This window comes from Streptomyces sp. NPDC104371, from assembly GCF_055583785.1.
Window position 1 is genome coordinate 554,301 of record NZ_JBVJNF010000003.1, and the last position, 21,796, is coordinate 576,096.

The 21,796-nt window shown below is 70.9% G+C and carries 21 protein-coding genes; 11 read left to right on the plus strand and 10 right to left on the minus strand.

The genetic code is table 11. The features are described 5' to 3' along the window. The first annotated feature begins 32 nt into the window (after positions 1-32). From ACZ60T_RS13205 to ACZ60T_RS13215, 3 genes are all read left to right on the plus strand, one after another. Entirely contained in the window at positions 33-1,430 is a 1,398-nt protein-coding gene (locus ACZ60T_RS13205) for a maltokinase N-terminal cap-like domain-containing protein (protein WP_469665927.1), read from the plus strand. Then, positions 1,427-3,676: a 1,4-alpha-glucan branching protein GlgB gene (glgB, locus tag ACZ60T_RS13210; RefSeq protein ID WP_469665928.1), complete on the plus strand. Its 2,250-nt coding sequence runs from the start codon at positions 1,427-1,429 to the stop codon at positions 3,674-3,676. The genes ACZ60T_RS13205 and glgB overlap by 4 nt, the downstream gene beginning before the upstream one ends. Positions 3,677-3,852: 176 nt before the next feature. Beyond that, a complete protein-coding gene (locus tag ACZ60T_RS13215; RefSeq protein ID WP_365626902.1) occupies positions 3,853-4,647 on the plus strand; it encodes an RNA polymerase sigma factor SigF in 795 nt (264 codons plus the stop codon). Between the two features lie 179 nt (positions 4,648-4,826). Here the strand turns inward: ACZ60T_RS13215 and ACZ60T_RS13220 are convergent, their stop codons facing one another. After that, on the minus strand, positions 4,827-5,189 hold the full coding sequence (locus tag ACZ60T_RS13220) for an ANTAR domain-containing protein (protein WP_469665929.1): 363 nt from the start codon (positions 5,187-5,189) through the stop codon (positions 4,827-4,829). Positions 5,190-5,385: 196 nt separating this feature from the next. Between ACZ60T_RS13220 and ACZ60T_RS13225 the strand changes: the two genes are divergently transcribed. The 3 genes from ACZ60T_RS13225 to ACZ60T_RS13235 are packed head-to-tail and all read left to right on the plus strand — an operon-like array spanning position 5,386 to position 7,666. Next, on the plus strand, positions 5,386-6,066 hold the full coding sequence (locus tag ACZ60T_RS13225) for an ABC transporter permease (RefSeq protein WP_469665930.1): 681 nt from the start codon (positions 5,386-5,388) through the stop codon (positions 6,064-6,066). Further along, positions 6,063-6,731: an ABC transporter permease gene (locus ACZ60T_RS13230; RefSeq protein WP_469665931.1), complete on the plus strand. Its 669-nt coding sequence runs from the start codon at positions 6,063-6,065 to the stop codon at positions 6,729-6,731. The genes ACZ60T_RS13225 and ACZ60T_RS13230 overlap by 4 nt, the downstream gene beginning before the upstream one ends. Further along, positions 6,731-7,666, plus strand: coding sequence for an ABC transporter substrate-binding protein (locus ACZ60T_RS13235; RefSeq protein ID WP_469665932.1), 936 nt, complete (start codon positions 6,731-6,733; stop codon positions 7,664-7,666). The genes ACZ60T_RS13230 and ACZ60T_RS13235 overlap by 1 nt, the downstream gene beginning before the upstream one ends. 83 nt (positions 7,667-7,749) lie before the next feature. On the opposite strand, the gene ACZ60T_RS13240 is transcribed toward ACZ60T_RS13235, so the two are convergent. The 5 genes from ACZ60T_RS13240 to ACZ60T_RS13260 form a co-directional block, all read right to left on the minus strand. Then, complete coding sequence (locus ACZ60T_RS13240) at positions 7,750-8,049, minus strand: hypothetical protein (RefSeq protein ID WP_365626917.1); 300 nt, start codon at positions 8,047-8,049, stop codon at positions 7,750-7,752. 677 nt (positions 8,050-8,726) lie between these two features. After that, on the minus strand, positions 8,727-9,881 hold the full coding sequence (locus ACZ60T_RS13245) for an ABC transporter ATP-binding protein (RefSeq protein ID WP_469665933.1): 1,155 nt from the start codon (positions 9,879-9,881) through the stop codon (positions 8,727-8,729). Between the two features lie 18 nt (positions 9,882-9,899). After that, positions 9,900-10,568 carry a LutC/YkgG family protein gene (locus ACZ60T_RS13250; RefSeq protein WP_469665934.1) on the minus strand — a complete coding sequence of 223 codons (669 nt, stop codon included), beginning with the start codon at positions 10,566-10,568 and terminating at the stop codon, positions 9,900-9,902. Further along, positions 10,565-12,040, minus strand: a complete 1,476-nt coding sequence (locus ACZ60T_RS13255) for a lactate utilization protein B (protein ID WP_365626926.1) — start codon at positions 12,038-12,040, stop codon at positions 10,565-10,567. Before ACZ60T_RS13255 ends, ACZ60T_RS13250 begins: the two co-directional genes overlap by 4 nt. 37 nt (positions 12,041-12,077) lie before the next feature. Further along, entirely contained in the window at positions 12,078-12,833 is a 756-nt protein-coding gene (locus ACZ60T_RS13260) for a (Fe-S)-binding protein (RefSeq protein ID WP_469665935.1), read from the minus strand. 265 nt (positions 12,834-13,098) lie between these two features. On the opposite strand from ACZ60T_RS13260, the gene ACZ60T_RS13265 reads away from it, so the two are divergent. Both ACZ60T_RS13265 and ACZ60T_RS13270 read left to right on the plus strand, forming a co-directional pair. Beyond that, positions 13,099-14,400, plus strand: coding sequence for an alpha/beta fold hydrolase (locus ACZ60T_RS13265; protein WP_469665936.1), 1,302 nt, complete (start codon positions 13,099-13,101; stop codon positions 14,398-14,400). Between the two features lie 42 nt (positions 14,401-14,442). Beyond that, positions 14,443-15,267: a pentapeptide repeat-containing protein gene (locus tag ACZ60T_RS13270; protein WP_469665937.1), complete on the plus strand. Its 825-nt coding sequence runs from the start codon at positions 14,443-14,445 to the stop codon at positions 15,265-15,267. Positions 15,268-15,278: 11 nt separating this feature from the next. On the opposite strand, the gene ACZ60T_RS13275 is transcribed toward ACZ60T_RS13270, so the two are convergent. Beyond that, the gene (locus tag ACZ60T_RS13275; RefSeq protein WP_469665938.1) at positions 15,279-16,538 is read right to left on the minus strand and encodes an FUSC family protein; all 1,260 of its coding nucleotides are present in this window, start codon (positions 16,536-16,538) and stop codon (positions 15,279-15,281) included. Positions 16,539-16,724: 186 nt separating this feature from the next. Between ACZ60T_RS13275 and ACZ60T_RS13280 the strand changes: the two genes are divergently transcribed. Continuing rightward, positions 16,725-18,083 (plus strand): erythromycin esterase family protein, encoded by a 1,359-nt coding sequence (locus ACZ60T_RS13280; RefSeq protein ID WP_469665939.1) that lies wholly within the window; start codon positions 16,725-16,727, stop codon positions 18,081-18,083. Between the two features lie 37 nt (positions 18,084-18,120). Here ACZ60T_RS13280 and ACZ60T_RS13285 read toward each other — a convergent pair whose 3' ends face one another. After that, complete coding sequence (locus ACZ60T_RS13285; RefSeq protein ID WP_469665940.1) at positions 18,121-18,615, minus strand: FBP domain-containing protein; 495 nt, start codon at positions 18,613-18,615, stop codon at positions 18,121-18,123. 195 nt (positions 18,616-18,810) lie between these two features. Next, positions 18,811-19,164: a hypothetical protein gene (locus ACZ60T_RS13290; protein WP_469665941.1), complete on the minus strand. Its 354-nt coding sequence runs from the start codon at positions 19,162-19,164 to the stop codon at positions 18,811-18,813. 99 nt (positions 19,165-19,263) lie between these two features. Between ACZ60T_RS13290 and ACZ60T_RS13295 the strand changes: the two genes are divergently transcribed. After that, on the plus strand, positions 19,264-19,782 hold the full coding sequence (locus tag ACZ60T_RS13295; RefSeq protein ID WP_469665942.1) for a GNAT family N-acetyltransferase: 519 nt from the start codon (positions 19,264-19,266) through the stop codon (positions 19,780-19,782). A gap of 33 nt (positions 19,783-19,815) precedes the next feature. Here the strand turns inward: ACZ60T_RS13295 and ACZ60T_RS13300 are convergent, their stop codons facing one another. Next, positions 19,816-20,094 (minus strand): hypothetical protein, encoded by a 279-nt coding sequence (locus tag ACZ60T_RS13300; protein WP_365626950.1) that lies wholly within the window; start codon positions 20,092-20,094, stop codon positions 19,816-19,818. Positions 20,095-20,554: 460 nt separating this feature from the next. On the opposite strand from ACZ60T_RS13300, the gene ACZ60T_RS13305 reads away from it, so the two are divergent. Further along, positions 20,555-21,619 (plus strand): 2,3-butanediol dehydrogenase, encoded by a 1,065-nt coding sequence (locus ACZ60T_RS13305; RefSeq protein WP_365626953.1) that lies wholly within the window; start codon positions 20,555-20,557, stop codon positions 21,617-21,619. Positions 21,620-21,796: the final 177 nt, after the last annotated feature.

A 21,796-nucleotide genomic window follows, 5' to 3' on the forward strand; every position in this document is an offset into this window, starting at 1 on the left:
TCCGTCGGCCGCCACGGAAAGGACGCGACGCCATGCCGACGACCGAGACCGCAACGCTCCGCCAGGACAGCAGCATCAGCGCACTGCTGCTGCCCTGGCTCCCCGGTGTGCTGCGCGCATGGCTGCCGCGGCAGCGCTGGTTCGCCGGCAAGGGCCGCCCCGTCACGGATGTGGCGCTGCTGTCGGTGACCGAACTCGCCCAGGGCTGCCTGCACATACTGATACGCGCCGACTACGCCGAGCAGCCGGGGGGCCGCGCTCCGGACACCGACCCGGCGCACGACTGCTACCAACTCCTCCTCGGCATAGGGAAGTCGGTGCCCTCCCGGCTCTCCCTCGCCGTCCTCGGACGCGTGAGCGAGGGGCCGTTGACCGGACTCCTGGTGTACGACGCCCTTCAGGATCCACGCCTGGCGTCCCTGCTGCTGGAGCGGTTGCGCACCCCGGGCACCGTGGGCGCGCTGCGCTTCGAACGCGACCGGAGGACGACGATCCCCGCCGGACTCGCTCCGCGCCTCATCGAGGCCGAGCAGTCCAACTCCTCGCTGGTGTACGGAGACAGCTACATCCTGAAGGTCTTCCGCCGGATACGCCCCGGCATCAACCCCGACCTGGAGGTGCCCTGGGCCCTGGCCCGGCAGGACTGCACCCGCGTCCTCGCCCCGGTGGCCTGGTTCCGCACCTCCAACCCGTGGGCCGCGACGCTCGGTGTGCTCCAGCCCTTCCTGCGCGGCGCCGCCGACGGATGGACCCAGGCGCTCGACGCGCTCGCGTCCGGGCGGGAGTTCACCGCAGAGGCGTACGAGATGGGGCAGGCCACCGCCGAGGTGCATCTCGCGCTCGCCGCCGCGTTCCCCGTCGCGTCACAGAGCGCCGCCGAGAACGGGCTGCTCGCCGCCGCCATGGCCGAGCGCCTGCGCGACGCCATCCACGCGGTGCCCGAACTGCTGCCGTACGCGGCGGGGTTGCGCTCCGCCTTCACCGAGTCGGCCGCGCTCGACGCACCCCGACCCGCACAGCGCATCCACGGCGATCTGCATCTGGGCCAGGTGCTGCGCGCCGAACGGCAGTGGCACGTCATCGACTTCGAGGGCGAACCGGCCCGCCCGCTGCCCGAACGGCGGCGCGTCCAGTCCCCGGTCCGCGACGTCGCGGGCATGCTCCGCTCCTTCGACTACGCGGCCCACGCGCACAAGCCATGGCGCCCCGAGTGGGCCCTGCGGTGCCGCGAGGCGTACTGCGCGGGCTACGCCGTACAAGCGGGCTGGGATCCGCGGGCGGAAGCCGCGTTGCTGCGCGCGTACGAGACGGACCGCGCCGTGTACGAGGTCCTGTACGAAGCCCGCCACCGCCCCGACTGGCTGCCCGTGCCGATGGCGGCGATCGCACGCCTCGCCGAACGCCCCGGCCTGAGGAGACCGACACCGTGACTGCTCCCACTGCTACCCAACCACCTCTCGCCTCCGCACAGTTGGGCGAGAGCACGGCACCGGCACCCGCGCCTCCCGCGGACCGCGAGCGACTGCTGGCGGGCAGCCACCACGACCCCCATGCGGTACTGGGCGCGCACCTCGTCCCGGGCGGTGTGGCCTTCCGCGTCCTGCGCCCCTGCGCCCTCTCGGTGACGGTCGTCATGGACGACGCCTGGTCCGAACTGCACGACGACGGCGACGGCTTCTTCTCCGTGCTGCTGCCGCTGCGGGACATACCCGCGTACCGGCTGCTGGTGGCGTACGAGGGCACCGTGCTGGAGACCGAGGACCCCTACCGCTTCCTGCCCGCGCTCGGCGAACTGGACCTGCATCTGATCGGCGAGGGCCGCCACGAGGAACTGTGGCGGGCGCTCGGCGCCCACCCGATGACACACCAGGGCGTACGCGGCACCCGCTTCACCGTCTGGGCCCCGAACGCACAAGGGGTAAGGATCTGCGGGGACTTCTGCCACTGGGACGGCACGGGCTGTCCGATGCGGTCGCTCGGGTCGAGCGGGGTGTGGGAGCTGTTCGTGCCCGGCATAGAGGACGGCGAACTGTACAAGTTCGACATCGCCTGCCCCGACGGTACGCACACCGTCCGCGCGGACCCCATGGCCCGTCGCACCGAAGTCCCCCCGGCCACCGCGTCGATCGTGACGACCTCGTCGTACACCTGGGGCGACGGCGACTGGATGGCGACGCGCGGCGATCTGCCCGTGCACGAGGCCCCGTTCTCCGTCTACGAGGTCCACCTCCCCTCCTGGCGTCCAGGCCTGACGTACCGTCAACTAGCCGACGAACTCCCGGCGTACGTGCGCGACCTCGGCTTCACGCACGTGGAGTTGATGCCGGTGGCCGAGCACCCCTTCGGCGGCTCCTGGGGCTACCAGATCACCGGGTTCTACGCCCCCACCGCCCGCCTGGGCACCCCCGACGACTTCAGACACCTCATCGACCGGCTCCACCAGAGCGGTATCGGTGTCCTCATGGACTGGGTCCCGGCTCACTTCCCGCGCGACGAGTGGGCCCTGGCCCGGTTCGACGGCCGCCCCCTGTACGAACACCCCGACCCCCGGCGCGCCGCCCACCCCGACTGGGGCACCCTCGAGTTCGACTACGGCCGACGCGAAGTGCGCAACTTCCTGATCGCCAACGCCCTGTACTGGTGCGAGGAGTTCCATATCGACGGCCTGCGCGTGGACGCCGTCGCCTCCATGCTCTACCTCGACTACTCCCGCGCGAGCGGCGAGTGGACCCCCAACCCGCACGGCGGCAACGAGAACCTCGACGCCGTCGCCTTCCTGCGAGAGCTGAACGCCACCGTCTACCGCCGTCACCCCGACATCGTCACCCTCGCTGAGGAGTCCACCGCGTGGAACGGCGTCACCCGCCCCGCCCACCAACAAGGCCTCGGCTTCGGCCTGAAATGGAACATGGGCTGGATGCACGACACCCTCGTCTACATCTCCAAGGACCCCGTACACCGCAGACACCACCACGACGAGCTGACCTTCTCCATGGTGTACGCCTACAGCGAGAACTACCTCCTGCCCCTCTCCCACGACGAGGTCGTCCACGGCAAACAGTCACTGGTCGCCAAGATGCCCGGCGACTGGTGGCAGCAACGCGCCACCCTGCGCGCCTACCTCGCCTACATGTGGGCCCACCCCGGCAAGCAACTCCTGTTCATGGGGCAGGAGTTCGCCCAGCCCACCGAGTGGTCCGAAGCCCATGGCCCCGACTGGCACCTCCTCGACCCCGCCCACGGAGCCGAACCCGACCACCGCGGCGTCCGCGACCTCGTCCGCACCCTCAACACCCACTACCGCGCCCGGCCCGCCCTGTGGCAACGCGACACCCACCCCACCGGCTTCCGCTGGGTGGCGGTCGACGCGGCGGACGACAACGTCCTCGCCTTCCTCCGCCTCGACGCACAGGGCACACCGCTGCTGGCCGTCTCGAACTTCTCCCCGGTCGTCCGCCACGACTACCGCCTCGACGTCCCCACCGCCGTCCCCGCCTGGCACGAACTCCTCAACACCGACGCCGCGCCCTACGGCGGCAGCGACCTCCGCAACCCCGGCCCCCTGACGCCGGACGACCGGCAGGGGCACACCCTCCGACTCACCCTCCCGCCCCTCGCCACCCTCTGGCTGTGCCCCGCCCGCCCGTCACTCCACGATGCCGCGGGACTGCCGTAAGTCACGCACGCGAGGAAGCTGTTTCGTGCCGTGAATGCCGGGAATGGGCTCTTCAGTGCTTCGGACAGGAGGCACGTCCGTGGGAGCTGGCCCCACCAGAGCCCGGGTGTGTCCTGTGTGTCCGGTGGTGCGCGCTCCCATGGTGACGGTCCAGTCAACCTGCTGAGGGGCAGCACATGCGCACCACGGCAAGAGCGAAGCAACACCCGCACGACGACGCCCCCGACACCACGGAGGCCTTCGCACGGCTCTGTGGCCTGTGCGAGGGCGCGGAGCGGCAGGCCCTGCGCGACGAGATCGTCCGGTCATGGCTCCCCATGGCCGAGCGCATCGCCCGGCGCTACCGGGGCCGGGGCGAGGCGGTCGAGGATCTGTGCCAGGTCGCGGCCCTGGGGCTCGTCAAGGCGGTCGACCGCTACGAGCCGTCGCGAGGGTACGCCTTCGAGAGCTATGCCATCCCCACCATCACCGGTGAGATCAAGCGGCACTTCCGTGACCACATGTGGGTCCTGCATGTGCCCCGCCGCGTCCAGGACCTGCGGAACCGCGTGCGTACGGCAGCCAAGGAGATCGCGCACGCGACCCCGGGGCACAGCCCCACCGTCGCCGAGATCGCCGAGCACACACAGCTCAGCGAGGACGACGTCCGCGTCGGCCTGGAGGCCATGGACAGCTTCACCGCGCTGTCCCTGGACGCCGAAGTGGCGGGAAGCGACGACGGATACGCGCTCGGTGACGCGCTGGGCGAGTCCGACTCCGGCTACGACCTGATCGTCGACCGCGAGGCCGTCAAGCCCTGTCTGCGCTCCCTGCCCGAGCGCGAGCGCACCATCCTCTATCTGCGCTACTTCCGCGGTATGACCCAGAGCCGTATAGCCAGTCGGCTCGGCATCTCGCAGATGCATGTGTCGCGGTTGCTCAGCGGGTGTTGCGCGCGGATGCGTGAGGAGGCGCTCACCGACTTCGGCTGAGCGCGTACAGGGAGTAGTAGCGGTACGGGGAACAGAGGGGGGCACGCATGCGGCCGTCCAGGCCGGTCTTCAGCCGGACGGCCGTCTGCGGTGGGCTCACTGCCGAACCCTCCCGGGAACGGTTGGGCCAGTGCGCCGTCGCCTTCCGGAGTATCCGCGTGAGGGCATTTGAAACGCTGTCAGCGGGGAGGAGGGTGGTCCGGAAGCCTGGTCGGGCCGTACCGGTCGAGCGTGTCCTCCAGGATGACGCGGAGGTCGTACGGCAGATCACCCCGGTGCCCCCAGACGAGCATCATCTCCGCCACGTTGCGCAGCTTGATGTTCGCGCGCTGTGAGACCTCCCGGAGCACCTCCCACCCCTGGTCCGGGGTCACATGCCCGAGCGCCATGACCATGCCGATCGCCTGGTCCACGACCGCGTGCGAGGTGATCGCCTCCTTGAGCTGGGCGACCTCCTCCTCCAACTGGAAGATCCGCTCCGCCTCCCGGCCGGTGAGGTCGGGCTCGGACCCACCGCTCCCCGGACGGGCATTCGCGGTCATCGTCCCTCCGGGGTGATCGGGATGCAGGGGTATCCGGATATGGCGTGGTGGTCGGCGAGGGCCGGGCTTCGCCTCCATCGTCACCACTCGCGCAGGGGAGTGCGAGCCGAGAGAGGACGTGCGGGACGTACCCGCTGTGCCCCGGAAGGGTCACCAGGACGAGCGCGCGCCCTTGCCCAGCCGGTGCAATGGACGCGTGACCGCGCCCCCGGACGACTGCCTGGCCCGGAACGAGTGGCTCTGCGGCGCGTATCTGCGCACCCGACGCCACATCGTCCTCGACGCGGTGGTGCAGCATCTTCAGCTCACCACCGCCTCCGTGCTGATCGGCCTCGTGCTCGCCGTCCCGCTGGCCGTGCTGGCGCGCCGCTGGGGCTGGGCCGCCGGTCCCGTCCTCGCATCCACCACGGTCCTCTACACGATCCCGTCCCTGGCGATGTTCTCGCTGCTCCTGCCCCTGTACGGGCTGTCGGCCACCCTGGTCGTCGCCGGTCTCGTGCTCTACTCGCTCACCCTGCTCGTCAGGAACATCCTCGCCGGGCTGCGCGCCGTCCCCGAGGAGACCCGACAGGCCGCGCGGGGCATGGGATACGGGCCGATCCGGCTGCTGCTCACCGTGGAACTGCCGCTCGCGCTGCCCGCCGCCATGGCCGGACTGCGTATCGCCACCGTCTCGGCGATCTCCCTGGTCACGGTCGGGGCGATCGTCGGCTTCGGCGGGCTCGGGAACCTGATCTACGCCGGTATGAACACGTACTTCAAGGCACAAGTACTGACGGCGTCCGTGCTGTGCGTGGTGATCGCGGTGGCGGCCGACCTCCTGCTGCTCGGCGTGCAGCGGCTGATCACGCCCTGGACGAGGGCCGTGCGCGGATGACGACTCTGGTCGACGCCTGGGCCTGGCTCGGCGACCCCGCGCACTGGGCGGGGGACGACGGCATCCGGCACCGGCTGCTGCAACATCTCGCCCTCACCGCCGTCTGCCTGGCGCTGAGCTGTGCGATCGCGCTGCCGGTCGCCCTCGTCCTCGGCCATCTCGGCAAGGGCGGCGCGCTCGCCGTCAACCTCTCCAACGCGGGCCGGGCCGTGCCCACCTTCGCCGTGCTGGTGCTTCTGCTGCTCACGCCCCTCGGCCGGTGGGGCGAGGGCCCGACCGTCGTCGCCCTCGTCCTGTTCGCCGTGCCACCGCTGCTGACCAACGCGTACGTGGGCATGCGTGAGGTCGACCGGGGTGTGGTGCGGGCGGCACGGGGGATGGGGATGACCGGTCGGCAGACGCTGTGGCGCGTCGAGCTGCCCCTCTCGCTTCCGATGATCCTCAACGGGGTGCGGATCGCCGCCGTCCAACTCGTCGCGACCGCCACCATCGCCGCGCTGGCGGGCGGCGGCGGACTGGGCCGGATCATCACCGCGGGCTTCAACCTGGCCAGTACGCCCCAAGTCGTCGCCGGAGCCGTGCTCGTGGCCGGGTTCGCACTGGTCGTCGAGGGGATCTTCGAGACCGTGGAACGTCTGGCACCCCATCGGCGACGGGGGCTGTGATGCGACGGTACGCGGCGGTCGTCGCCCTGTTCCTGCTCGCCGGTTGCACCACCGGACCCTCCCTGGAGACCCGTGGCAAGGTCACCGCGCCACCCCACGACAGCGGCCGACTGACCGTGGGATCGGCAGGGTTCACCGAGAGCGACCTGCTCGCCCAGATGTACGCGCTGCTGTTGCGCCAGGCCGGATACCGGACGTCCGTGCTGACCGTCGCCAATCGCGAACTGTACGAACCGGCCCTGGAATCAGGGCAGATCGATGTCGTCGCCGAGTACGCGGCCACCTTCGCGGACTGGCTCGCGGCCAAGCGCGACGGCCCCGATGCCGCGACCGTCGGCTCCCCCGACCTCGCCGCCACCATGAAGGCCCTGCGGAAGCTGGCCGCGCCCCGCGGGCTCACCGTGCTCGACCCCGGCAGGGCGGAGGACCGCAACGCCTTCGCCGTGACAGGGGAGTTCGCCCGTCGACACCACGTGCGAACCCTGAGCGACCTCGGCAGGTCCGGCCTTCGGGTACGGCTGGCGGCGGGCGACGAATGTGTCCGACGGCCGTCCTGCGCACCGGGGTTGAGGAAGACCTACGGCATCCGCATCACGGGGGTGGACCCCAAGGGCGTCGGCACCACCCAGGCCAAGCGGGCCGTCCAGAGCGGACGGGACCAGATGCTGCTCACCACCACGACGGACGCCACCCTGGACGAGTTCGGCCTCGTCCCGCTCGCCGACGACAAGCACCTCCAGAACGCTGACTACGTCGTCCCGGTCGTCAACCGCTCCCGCGCGGGCAGTGCACGCGTCGCCCGGACGCTCGACGCCCTCAACACCACCCTCCGCACAGGGGACTTGGCGTCGATGAACCAGCAGGTCGACAGTTGGCGACGACTGCCGGAGGACGTGGCCCGCGCCTATCTGAAGGACAAGGGTCTGCTGAAGTGAGAACGTCGGAAGTGAGAACGCCAGAAGTGAAAACGCCGGCCCCATTCCGGTGAGCCGGCGTTTCCCGGTGGTGGACGGCGCTGTCACCACTCGTCGTAGTAGTCGTAGTCGTCGTCGTAGTGATGGCCGTGGCCGCGGTCGAAGTCATGGACCACCCGGAAGCTGCCCACGACACCGTCCTCGCCGAACAGCCCGTCGTACGAGCCCTTGTGGACCCGGTTGGCCGCTACGCCGAAGGTCTCGCCGTGGGGGCCGACCGTGGCGACCGGGCCGCCGTTGTCGCACGTGAAGCCGCGGAAGACCTCCACGGTCTTCTTGCTGTCGTTGAAGACGCTGAAGCTGGTGGACCCCAGCCCGCTGACCGCGGTGATACAGCCGTCCACATGGGCGGAGTAACTCCGCTCGTTGAAGTAGATCCTCTCCCTCCTGTGCCGATGACGGCGACCCTCGTCGTCGTGGCCGTCATGTCTGTCACGGCCTTCATGGCCGCGCCCTTCGTCTCCGCCGCGGCCTCCATGGCCTCCGCGGTCGCCGCCCTCTCCGCCGCGGCCACCCTCACCGCGACCTCGATCGCCTCCTTCACCGCCGCGGCCTCCTCGGCCACCTCCTTCCTCTCTCTTGCCGCCCATGCTCTCGACGCCGGGGTGGGCAGGAGCGGCCTTCTGGGCGGGCGGAGCGGCCGGCAGAGCGGGAGGAGCGGCCGGCTGGGCGTGCGGCGCGGCCTGGTGGGCAGGCGGGGCAGCCGGATGGACGGGCGGCGCGGCCTGGGCGGGTCTGTCGTTCTCGCTCGTCGCGTAGGTGATGCCGGTGGTGGTCAGGACCGCAGCGCCTATGACGGCAGCGGCCACAAGCTTGTGCCTGGGCATATCACTTCTCTCTGTCTCAGAGACGCCGGCCGAGCAGCCGATCTGCGACGAACGTACTTAAGGCCCTATGTGCTGTCATATCGGGTATGGCCACGGTGTGATGCCGAGGGACCGGACGGGTGCAAACACACCACCGCTCGCATGACACGGCCCCGATACCGCCCCGATACCGGCCCCGGTGAGGCCGCCTCAGCTCACGCCTTCGCCACCGAGTCGAACGGCACCTGCCGCCGCGCGACGCCCCGCGCGTCCGCGTCGACCGAACGGCGCAGCGCCTCGTGCAGCGTCGCCGGGGTCAGCACGCCGAGGAAGTGCGCCCCGTCCAGGACCGCCACCCAGCCCGCGTCCTGCTGGAGCATCAGCCCGAACGCCTGCCTGAGCGGCGCGCCCACCGGCACCCACGCGTCCATCCGGCGGGCGTGGTCACGCACCGAGCCTCCCGCGCCGAGCGCGTCGATGCCGACCCAGCCGTGCAGATCCCCCTCGGCGTCCAGCACCACCGCCCAGCGTGCCTCCTGGGCGCGCAGTCGGGCCGCGGCCCGGTCGGCGGGTTCGTCGAGCCGTGCGAGCGGGGGCTGTTCCAGGTCGCCCGGCTCGATGGCGGTCACCGACAACCGCTTCAGCCCGCGGTCCGCCCCCACGAACTCGGCGACGTACGACGTGGCGGGGGCGCCCAGCACCGCACCGGGCGTGTCGAACTGCTCGACGCGGCCCGGCCCGTACACCGCGATCCGGTCACCGAGCCGTACCGCCTCCTCGATGTCATGGGTGACCAGCAACACCGTCTTGCGGACGGCCGCCCGCATCCGCAGGAACTCGTCCTGCAACTGCTCGCGCACCACCGGGTCGACGGCCCCGAACGGTTCGTCCATCAGCAGGACCGGCGGATCGGCGGCCAACGCCCGTGCCACACCGACGCGTTGGCGCTGCCCGCCCGACAACTGGTCGGGGTAGCGCGGCCCGTACGTCGTCGGATCGAGGCCCATCAGATCGAGCAGCTCGGCGGCCCGCGCCCGTGCCCGTGTCCTCTTCCAGCCGAGCAGGAGCGGCACGGTCGCCGTGTTGTCGAGGACGGTGCGGTGCGGGAACAGGCCCACCTGCTGGATCACATAGCCGATCCGGCGCCGCAGCCGCACCGGATCGACGGTCGCGACATCCTCGCCGTCCACGAACACCCGGCCCGACGTCGGTTCGACGAGCCGGTTGACCATCATCATCGTGGTCGTCTTGCCGCAGCCGGACGGCCCGACCAGCGTGACCAGTTCACCCTCGGCGACCTCGAAGGACAGCTCGTCCACGGCCGTCGTGCCGTCCGGATACCGCTTGGTGACCCGCTCGAACCGGATCACGCCGGCCTCGCGGGACCGCTACGCCATGACATCGGGCTCTTCCCGACCGCTCACCAGCACCACTTCGAGGGTGCGTGGTCCATGCACCCCCTCGACCCGGTCCAGTTCGATGTCGCTGGTCGCCGAAGGCCCGGAGATCCAGGTCAACGGGCGTGCCGGGGCGAGGCGTTCCAGGGCGCGGGGCACGGAGGAGACGACCTGGCCGGGAACGCGTACGACACAGATGTGGTGGTCCGGGATCAGGGTGATACGGCGGCGGCCCTGATCGGGGCCGCCGTCCAGCACGAGGGTGCCGGTCTCGGCGACGGCCACCGCGCAGCCGGTGACCACACTGTCCACGTGATCCAGGTCGTACGGGGTGTCCTCGGCCCGGTCCGGCACCTGCTCCGCGGCGCTCTCCGCGAGCCAGCCCGGATCCAGGCCCGTCGGTACGACCACGGTGCGCGCGCCCCGCTCGGCGAGCAACTCGGCGAGCTTCGCCGCCAGTTCGCCTTCGGTGCAGCGGTGCACGAGCGCCCGGTAGTCCGCCAGGTTCTCCGCGAGCAGCGTCACCGTCTCCTCGGCCGTGCGCTCGCCGTGCTCCCGCAGGTACTCCCGGCGCACGGCCCGCTCGTACGGAGGTTCGTCGTCCGGTACGTCCGCCAGTGCCCGTCGCACTCGGCCCAGGATCACATCCCTGCTGCTCACTTGGGGTCCTCTCCGCCGTGGCAGCGCTGCCACCAGTCCCTGAACGGCTCCGCGGGCAGCGTCGGCAGGTCCCGGCTCGCGCTCCACGCCCGGCCCGGTCCCGGCAGGGTCCGCGGATGGAAGCGGCGCGAGCGCGACGCCAGCCGCTGGCCCGTACGCAGCACCCCCGGGTGCCCGAAGGCCCACTGTGCCGCCCGCATCGCCGCCCGCTCGGCGGCATGGCCCTTCGCGGGCTTCAGGACGACCTTGTTGCCCGCCCGGGTCACCGGCCCGCCCTGCACGACCCGCTCCCGCAGATGCACCAGCACCTCGGGGATGTCGATGGCCACCGGGCACACCTCATAGCAGGCGCCGCACAGCGACGACGCGTACGGCAAGGAGGCGTCGATCTCGCTCTGCGTGCCCCGCAGTTGGGGGGTGAGGATGGCGCCGATGGGGCCGGGGTAGACGGAGCCGTAGGCGTGGCCGCCCGCCCGCTCGTACACGGGGCAGACGTTGAGACACGCCGAGCAGCGGATGCAGCGCAGCGCCTGGCGGCCGACCTGGTCGGCGAGCGCGTCGGTGCGGCCGTTGTCCAGCAGCACCAGATGGAAGACGCTCGGCCCGTCCCCGTCCGTGACGCCGGTCCAGGTCGAGGTGTACGGGTTCATGCGCTCGGCGGTCGAGGAGCGGGGGAGTGTCTGCAGGAACACCTCCAGGTCCCGCCAGGTCGGCACGATCTTCTCGATGCCGACGACCGAGATCAGTGTCTCCGGGAGGGTGAGGCACATCCGTCCGTTGCCCTCCGACTCGACCACCACCAGCGTGCCCGACTCGGCGACCATGAAGTTGGCGCCGGAGATCCCGACCTTCGCGCGCAGGAACTTCTCCCGCAGATGCAGCCGGGACGCCTCGGCGAGTTCGGCGGGCGAGTCGGACAGCCCCTGCGGGGCCGCACGGCCCCAACGACCCATCTCGGAGCGGAAGATGTCCCGGATCTCGCCGCGGTTGCGATGGATCGCGGGGACCAGGATGTGCGAGGGGCGGTCCTTGCCCAACTGCACGATCAGCTCGGCGAGATCGGTCTCGTACGCCCGGATGCCCTCCGCCTCCAGCGCCTCGTTGAGCCCGATCTCCTGGGTGGCCATCGACTTGACCTTGACGACCTCCGACTCACCGGTGCCCCGCACGAGTTCGACGACGATCCGGTTCGCCTCGTCCGCGTCGGCGGCCCAGTGGACCGTGCCGCCCGCCGCCGTCACCGACTCCTCCAACTGCTCGAGATAACGGTCGAGATGACGGAGCGTATGGTCCTTGATCCGCCGCCCCGCCTCCCGCAGCTCGGCCCAGTCGGACACCTCGGCGACCGCCGTGGCGCGCTTGGCGCGGATGGTGTGGGTGGCGTGGCGCAGATTGCCGCGCAGGGTCTGGTTGCCGACCGCCTCGTGCGCGGCCTTCGGGAACGCCGGCATCCCGACGAACATCCCGCTCATGCGATCCGTCCCTTCAGCTTCACCCGGGCGACGATGTTCACCGCGGCGGCTCCTGCTCCGTGCTCGCCAGGATCTCCGCGATGTGCACCGGCCGCATCCCGACGCGCAGCCGCGTCATCGTCCCGCCGAGGTGCATCAGACACGAGTTGTCGGCCGCGCACAGCACCTCGGCGCCCGTGGACTCGGCGTTGCGCACCTTGTCCGTCCCCATGGCCGCCGAGACGTCCGGGTTCTTCACGGCGAACGTGCCACCGAAGCCGCAGCACTCGTCGGCCCCCGGCAACTCGACCAGCTCCAGTCCCCGCACGGCCTCCAGCAGCCGCCGGGGCCGGTCCCCGAGCCCCAGGCTGCGCAGCCCGTGACAGGTGGGGTGATAGGTCACCCGGTGCGGGTAGTACGCCCCGACGTCCGTCGCGCCGAGCACGTCCACCAGGAACTCGGTCAGCTCATAGGTCTTCGGGATCACCGGCGCCAACCGGGTCGCGAGGGTGTCACCGCGCCCCTCGGCCCGTGCCCGCGCGCCCAGCCGCGGATACAGCTCCCGCACCATCGCCCCGCAGGAGCCGGAGGGCGTCACGATCGCGTCGTACTCCCGGAAGACCTCGGCGTACCGCAGGGCCAGCGGCTCGGCCTCGTGCCGATAGCCCGTGTTGTAGTGGGCCTGCCCGCAACAGGTCTGCCCCGGCGGGAAGTCGACCTCGACGCCCAGCCTGGTCAGCAGCCTCACCACCGCGCGCCCCGTGTCCGGATAGAGCGTGTCGTTGACGCAGGTCAGGAACAGAGCGACACGCATCGCGGCTCCTCGTGGGCTCGTGGTCGGTCATCAGGTGCGGTTCGGGTACGGGCATCAGATTCAGGCGCGGGCATCAGGTGAGTGCAGGGTTGACTACTGCTCTGTGGGGGGCGTGCGTAAAACCGGTTTCGCTCGATCGTGTGATCATCATCTTTCGGCGGGGTGTCCACAAGGGGCCGGACCGGGGCCTCCCCGGCCGCGGACGCCGCACCACCATGTGCTGAACTGGGACGCGACCCGCCGTCCGCCCGTCCCGGGAGCCCAGTTGAGCCACACCTACCGCCAGCCCGGAGTCGTCCTCACCGACCGCCGCTTCACCGTGCCCCTCGACCACGACGACCCCACCGGGGAAACGATCGAGCTGTACGCGCGCGAGGTCGTCGCGGGCGACAAGGCGGACGACGACCTGCCCTGGCTGCTCTACCTCCAGGGCGGGCCCGGATTCGGCGCGCACCGCTTCGTCGGCAAGCAGGCCTGGCTCGGCCGCGCCCTTCAGGAGTACCGGGTCCTCCTGCTCGACCAGCGCGGCACCGGCGCCTCCACCCCCGCCAACCGGCAGACGCTCCCGCTGCGCGGCGGCCCCCGCGCCCAGGCCGACTATCTGACGCACTTCCGCGCGGACTCCATCGTCCGCGACTGCGAGGCCGTCCGCCCCCGGCTCACCGGCGGCGCCCCCTGGACCGTCCTCGGCCAGAGCTTCGGCGGGTTCTGCGCCGTCAACTACCTCTCCACCGCCCCCGAGGGCCTGCACACCGCCCTGATCACCGGTGGCCTGCCCTCCCTCGACGCGCACGCGGACGACGTCTACCGCGCCGCGTACCCGCGCATCGAGCGCAAGGTGGCCGCCCACTACGCCCGCTACCCGCAGGACGTCGAACGCGCGCGCCGTATCGCCGAGTACGTGCTCCAGCACGAGCCCGTGCTCGCCAACGGCTACAAGCTCACCGTCGAGGCGTTCCAGTCCCTCGGTATCCTCCTCGGCAGCGGCGACGGCAGCCACCGCCTCCACTTCCTGCTCGAGGACGCCTTCGTCCGCACCCCGCAGGGCCTCGCGCTCTCCGACGCGTTCCAGGAGCAGGTGCAGACCCAGCTCTCGTACGCGGCCAATCCGCTGTACGCGCTCGTCCACGAGCCGATCTACGGCCAGGACGACCGCCCCACCGCCTGGTCGGCGGAGCGCGTACGCGCGGAGTTCCCGCAGTTCGACGCGGCGAAGACGCTGGCCGGTGACGGGCCCGTGCTGTTCACGGGTGAGACGGTGCACCCCTGGATGTTCGACACCGACCCGGCGCTGCGCCCGCTGCGCGAGACCGCGGACCTGCTCGCCGAACGCACCGACTGGACACCGCTGTACGACCGCACCCGGCTCGCCGCCAACGAGGTACCGGTGGCCGCGGCGGTCTACCACGACGACATGTACGTCGACACGGCCCATGCCCTCGAGACCGCCCGCGCGATCCGCGGCCTGCGCACCTGGGTCACGGACGAGTTCGAGCACGACGGGGTCCGCGCGGGCGGCCCGCGCGTCCTGGACCGGCTGCTGGCGTTGGCCCGCGACGAGGTCTGACACGCGAAGTGGGGCCGGACGGCGGGGCGTTAGGGTGATGTCATGCACACCGCCCCCGCCGACCGGCCCGAACTGCGCGCCGACTGCGGCCGTTGCTTCGCCCTGTGCTGCGTCGCGCTGCCCTTCGCCGCCTCCGCGGACTTCGCGATCGACAAGGCCGCGGGCACGCCCTGCCGCAACCTCCGGGACGACTTCCGGTGCGGTGTGCACACCGAGTTGCGCCCGCGCGGCTTCTCCGGCTGCACGGTCTTCGACTGCTTCGGCGCCGGACAGCAGGTCTCCCAGGTCACCTTCGGCGGACAGGACTGGCGCTCGGGCGACCGGGAGCACGCCCGGCGCATGTTCGACGTCTTCCCCGTGATGCGCGGGCTCCATGAACTGCTCTGGTATCTGACCGAGGCGCTCACCCTGCCCGCCGCCCGCCCGGTCCACGCCGACCTGCGCCGTATGCGGGAGAAGACCGAGGGGCTGACGCTGCGCACCCCAGACGAACTGCGCGCGCTGGACGTGGACGCGCATCGCCAGGAGGTCAATGTGCTGCTGCTGCGCACCAGCGAGCTGGTACGGGCCTCGGTCGGGCGGCGGACGAAGGACCGGCGGGGCGCCGACCTCATCGGCGCCCGGCTCAAGAGGGCCGATCTGCGCGGTGCCAGTCTGCTCGGCGCCTGCCTCATAGCCGCCGACCTCACGGGCGCCGATCTGCGCCACGCGGATCTGACAGGCGCCGACCTGCGCGACGCGAACCTCACCGACGCCGATCTGACGGACGCCGTCTTCGTGACCCAGCCCCAGATCAACGCGGCCCGCGGCACCGCGGGCACCCGACTCCCGGCCACCGTCACCCGCCCCGGCCACTGGACGGCGTAGCTCTGTCGTCGTCAGGTACGGCGCCTCCGGCCCGGGAGCAGCCTCCGCAGCCGGGCGAGCAGAGAGCGCCGCGCGTGCTCCCCCAGCCGGCTCAGCCGCGGAACCTGCTCGCGGTGCCGCTGCCCGCCGCGGTCCAGCTCCTCGAGCAGCCGCCGTGAGCGGTGCTCGATGTCCATCTCGTCCAGGATGCGGTTGACCTCGGCCAGGAGGGCGCCGTGGAACTGCCACTGGCGCACATCCCGCTGGACCTCCGCCAACAGCAGCTCGGCCAGCGTGTCGCGGGTCGCGCACGCCGTGGCCAGCTCCTCGGCGAGCCGGGCCTCCGCGGACTCGGCGCTGCGGCTGACATCGGTGGTGACGAGCACGGCGAAGCTCACCACCGCGTCACCGATCTCGGAGAGCAGCCGCTCCAGCGTGGTCCCGACCCGCGGCGAGAGCAGCGGCTCGGCGCCGCGTTCCTTGGCCAGATCGGCAAGGCTCCGGGCGATGACCCGCAGCACCACCGTGACGATCTCCAGCGTGTCGAGCCCGGTCCGCAGCATGATCCGGTACAGCAGCCCTTCGCGGACCCGGGGGTTGAGCTTCAGACTGTCCTCGGCCTGCCGCAGCGCCGCGTCCACCACGATGATGTCGTGGTCGAGCCGACGCGCCTCGTACAGCCGTGCCGTCGCCTCCGACACGGGCGTGCGCCCCGCGGCCTGCTCCCCGATGCGCAGGGTCAGTTGCCGCACCTGGCGCGCCAGCCCCTCGATGGACGCGCCCGCGGCGCTCACCCACACCGGGGGCGCGAAGAACAGATTGGTACCGAGGCCGACCACCGCGCCGATCAGCGTCTCCAGGACCCGCGCCCAGGCCGTGCTGCCCACCTGGGTCACCCCGAGGACCAGCATGGCGCTGATCGCCACCTCGGGCACGAACTCACTGACCCGTACGAGATGCCCGACGGCCAGCGAGGCCAGGATGATCAGGGCCAGGCTCCACCAGGTCAGACCCACCAGGATGCTGAAGCCGATGGCGATGACGACACCGGCCACCACGGAGTTCACCCGGCGCACGCTCGTGGTGATCGTGGAGTAGAGCGTCACCTGGACCACGAGCAGGGCGGTCAGGGGAGCGGTGAGCGGCGCCCGCTCGGGACTGAGATGCAGCGCGATGACATACGCGAGAGTCGCGGCCGCGGTCGAGCGGACCGCCTGGACCACCTCGGGCTCCTGGCCCCACTTCCCGATCCTGGCGGCCGTCCGCGCCCAGCCCTCACGTAGGTCTCGCATCCCTAGGGCCATTCCCTTCCGGGCGGGCATCGAGCGTAGGCCGGAGGGATGGACCCGGACGCGACGCCGAGGAGCGGGGCCCGGGGGCACGGGGGCAGACCCCCGTGCCGGACCTCGGGGCTTCCCCCGTGCCACAGGCAGGAGAGCAGGATGGTCCCACCGTCCGCCGTACGCGAGTCTCGGATCATGCAACGGCACCGAACCGTACTCGTATCGGCCCTGCTCATCAGCCTGGCGACCGTGGCGGCGGGCGCGCCCCCGGTCGCGGCGGCGACCCCGGCGCGCGCGACCGCGGACGCCTCCGACGGACCGGTCGTGAGCGCCATCGAACGAGGCGCCCACCCCCTGCGCACCGTCGAACCGGGCGGCGACACCGCCGATCTGCGCCCCCTGGACCGCATGATCGGTGACGCCCGCGTCGTCGGCCTGGGCGAGGCCACCCACAGCTCCCATGACTTCTTCGCCCTCAAGGCCCGCGTCTTCCGCCATCTGGTCGAGACCAAGGGCTTCCGCACCTTCGCCCTGGAGGCCCCCTGGAGCACGGGGCTGCGCCTCGACGACTACGTCCTGCACGGCAAGGGCGACCCGCGACAGATCATGCGGGAGGAGTTCCAGCGGAACTACCTGTGGTGGAACAACACCGACTACCTCGCGCTCGTCGAATGGATGCGCGCCTACAACCTCCGGCACCCCGACGACCCGGTCCGGTTCATGGGCGACGACCTCGCCTGGGCGGGCCCCGAACTCTATGACGCGGTCACCGACTATGTGGGCCGCACCCACCCCGAACTGAGCGCCCGCTTCGACGAGCTGTACCGGGGCCTGCGGCCCACCGTCGCGACCGGGACGTATCTCGACCAGTACATGGCCAAGCCCTTCGCGGAACGCGAGGAGATGGCCGACCGCACGGCCGAGGCGCTGCGGCTGCTGAAGCGGCAGTCGCCGGGCGCCGACCGGGAGGCGTACGCGTGGGCCGTACAGACCGCGACGGCCCTCGACCAGACCGCCCGGCAGTACGCCTTCGACTTCGACACGCCCGCCGGGATCGCCGGGGCCATGCGCTACCGGGACTCGGCGATGGCGGCCAACGTGGTGTGGTGGCAGCGGCACACCGGCTCCAAGGTGCTGCTGTCCGCGCATGACGCCCACGTCGGGTACCAGCCGTCCCGGCCCGAGAGCTACCCGAAGATGCAGGGCGCCTTCCTGCGGGACAGCCTCGGCTCCGGCTATGTCAGCGTGGGGACGACCTTCGACCGGGGGTCCTTCAACGCCACCGGTCCGGACGGTGCCATCCACCGCTGGACGCTGGGGCCGGCCGGGCCGGCCACCAACGAGGCGACCCTTGACCGGGTCCGGTACCGCGACTACGTCGTCGACCTGCGTACGGTCGGCTCACCCGCCCGCGAGTGGCTGGCACAGCCCCGGCCGACGCGCGCCATCGGCACCGATTACCCGGACGGCTCGGACGACATGGCGCTCGTCGGCCAGTACGACGTCCTCGTCCATCTGCATCGCGTGGCGGCGGCCCGGCTGCGGGACCAGTAGCCGCGGGACCGGCGACCGCGGGGCTGTGCCCCGGGCGTCAGGTGTACAGCTTGTCGAGGAAGGCGGACAGATTGCCCATCATGCGGGCGATCTGTTCGTCCATGGTGAGGCTCTCCTCGAAACGGCCGCCGGCCTCGGGCTTCTTCTTCCCTCGTATGTAGAGGGGGCAGGCTAGGTCCGTGCACATGTAGATGCCGACGGAGTTGCCGTCGCGCCCGGCCGCCCCCGCCTTGCGGGCCGTCATCAGGGAGACGCCGCTGCCCGGGTGGGTGGTCAGACAGAGCGAGCACAGGCTGCGGTGCAGGAAGCCGCGCTGCGAGGCCGGGAAGCGCAGGGTGACGCCGACGAGTTGGTCCGAGCGCTCGGTGACGAGATAGCTGCGGTCGGGCGCGCCGGGATCGCGCCAGCCGAGGAAGTCCAGGTCGTCCCAGGGGTGTTCGTCGAGATCGCGAGGGATCGACAGGCGTTTCGCCTCGCCCTTCGAGCAGTTGATGAAGGAGGTACGGATGTCCTGCTCGGACAGCGGTCTCATGACAAGTCCTTGGTGGAGAGCCGAGGCGGAGCCCGGGTCGAAGACGGAACCTGGAGGAGTTAGAACCTAGAAGGGCTAGCTATCTGGCTAACGTACTCGGCTCCGCCGGGGCAGTGCCAATGGATTTATACCGGCCAGTTCTGGCCGGTATGGGGCAGGTCCGGGCCAGGTCCAGGTCAGGTCCGGGCGTCCGACTCAGGCGGACCAGGGGACGCGGCAGATGTGAGGTGCCATGCCCTCCGGGCACAGTGAACGGAGCACCGCCTTGCGGACGGCCCGCCAGGTCTTCAAGGAACACTCCAAGTCGACGCGCAGTTCCACCGGTTCACGCGTACCGCTGCTCTGGCCGGGATGTTCCACGGCCCACTGCTCGGTCAGGTGGTCGTACGCGTCGGCCGTCGTCAACTCGCCTCCGCAAAGGGTGACGTGGACCGACTTCCGGACGACGCGGGCGCTGCGCGAGCCCACCGCCTCCGCCACGAGCCCGCTGACCCACGCCAGCCCCTGCTCGTCCGCGTACAGGCCGAACCTCAGGGTGCATGTCCGCATGGCGCCAACTCCTCGTGGTCTACCGCGTGATCAGCCGCTCTCGCGGTGTTCGCATCGTAGCTTCGGGGGTTGTCAGACCCTCGCTCTAAGGTGGCGGTCATGGAGATCACAAACGCACCGCAGGTAAGGCTCGAGCCCTGGGCGGAGGGCGACTTCTGGCTGCTGCGCAGGACCAACAGCCCCGAGATGACCGAGCACGTGGGCGGTCCGGAGACGGAGGAGCAGCTCGCCTCACGGCACCAGCGCTACCTCACGCCGGAGGCCGGGCAGATGTACCGGGTCACGCTGGCCGACACCGGTGAGACGGTCGGGTCCATCGGGTTCTGGGAGCGTGTCTGGCAGGGCGCGACGGTGTGGGAGACCGGGTGGGGGGTGCTGCCCGAGTTCCAGGGGCGGGGCCTTGCCGTGCAGGCGGCCCGTGCCGTGACGGAGGAGGCGCGTGCGGCCCGTACGCACCGCTATCTGCACGCCTACCCGAGCACGGACCACCCCGCCTCGAACGCGGTCTGCCGCAAGGCGGGCTTCCAGTTGCTCGGGCCGGTGCGGTTCGAGTACCCGAAGGGGCACTGGATGGAGTCCAACGACTGGCGGACGGACCTGGAGCCGGGCCAGGACTGAACGGCACACCGCGCGAGCGCGGCCGACGGGGAGCTACGCGCCCTCCGTCGGCCGTTCCGCGAGTGCCTCCACCTCCGCCTCCAGCTCGCTGCGCACGCGGTCGTGCGCCTTCGCGTACGCGGTGATCTCGGCCTGGACATCGCGGTCGAGATCCCGCCAGGCGCGGAACGCGGTCTCGTACGTGTCCGTCTGCTGCCTGGTCCACGGGGTGGTGGCGGGCGGGCCGTATGTCTCGCGAAGCTCGGCGGCTTTCGTGTACGCCTCACTCGCCGCGCGCTGCATCTCCACGAGTTCGTCCAAGGTCGTCGCCACGGCCGGGATACTAGGCGGGCGCGCGCGGGCCCGGTTCCGCGACCCGCGCGACAGCGGCGGAGATCGACCGGTCGGCCCTGAGGCACGCTCGCACCGGGCTCGCCGTCGATTTCGATGACGCAATGGCGCGCTCGCGCCTTCGGGAATCTCCTCGAACGCCTCAACTCCACTATTTCCGCCTGGAGTTGCTTCACTTCTTCCGCGTTCGGCGGTGGTGAGCCGGTGATGATTCAGGGTGTGCGCAATTGTCTCGCTCACTCCGGCCGACCATGGCGCTCGGAGGGCCCCTGTACAGCGCTTCCTTGTCCGGGGCCGGAAGCCGACGCGACACGCCGACCCCGTTGTTAGACCATATTAGTGAATTGTTAGCGTGAATACGCCATGCGAGGCACACCTCTCCCTCCACGGCCAAGCTCGACACAACAAGCGAGCCGAATTCAGACGAAGGAGCGAGCCCAAAGTGAAGGCTGCACGCTACTACGACCGCGGTGACATTCGTATCGAAGACATCCCGGAGCCCACTGTCGAACCGGGCACGGTCGCCATCGACGTCGCGTTCTGCGGAATCTGCGGCACCGACCTGCATGAGTACCTCGACGGACCGATCTTCGTCCCGCCGGCCGGCCACCCGCACCCGGTCTCGGGCGAGTCCGCCCCTGTGACGCTCGGCCACGAGATGTCCGGTGTCGTGTACGCGGTGGGCGAGGGCGTCGAGGACCTGAAGCCGGGCGACCGCGTCGTCGTCGAGCCGTACATCCTGCGCCCCGACGTCGACACCAGCGAGAACAACCCGACCTACCACATCTCGACCGACATGAACTTCATCGGGCTGGCCGGCCGCGGCGGCGGGCTCTCGGAGAAGATCGTCGTCGAGCGCCGGTGGGTCCACCCGGTCGGGGACGTCCCCCTGGACCAGGCGGCCCTCATCGAGCCGCTGTCGGTGGCCTACCACGCGTTCCAGCGCTCGGGCGCGAAGGCGGGCGACTTCGCCCTCGTCGGCGGCGCCGGCCCCATCGGCCTGCTCACCTGCGCCGTGCTCAAGGCCATGGGCGTCGAGGTCGCGGTCAGCGAGCTCAGCTCGCTGCGTCGGCAGAAGGCCCTGGACACGAAGGTCGCCGACCACGTCATCGACCCCGCCGTGACCGATGTCGTCGAGGAGGTCAAGCGCCTCACCGGCGGCAAGGGCGCGGACGTCGCGTTCGAGGCCACGTCCGTCAACGTCGTCCTGGACACGCTGTTCGACGCCATCAAGCCGGGCGGTGTCATCACCGTCATCTCCATCTGGGGCAAGCCCGCGTCGATCGACATGCAGAAGCTCGTCCTCAAGGAGGTCGACCTGCGCGGCACGATCGCCTACGTCAACTCCCACCCGCAGACGATCAAGCTGGTGCAGGAGGGGCGCGTCGACCTGGCGCCGTTCATCACCAAGACGATCGCGCTGAACGACCTCGTCACCGAGGGCTTCGAGACCCTGATCCACCACAACGAGACGGCCGTCAAGATCCTGGTGGACCCCCGCCTCTGACACCCTCCCGGCGCACACGCCGGCACAGGGCGACTCCGAAGGCCGGGGACCCCACCCCCGATGAGCCGAAGACACCCGCACGGGCCCTTGAAGGGCCCGTGCTGCGCTCGCGGGCCCCGTGGTCCTGGCGAACAATGAGGGGCACGCCGTGGCCTGCCCACCGGGCGCCAGGGTCCC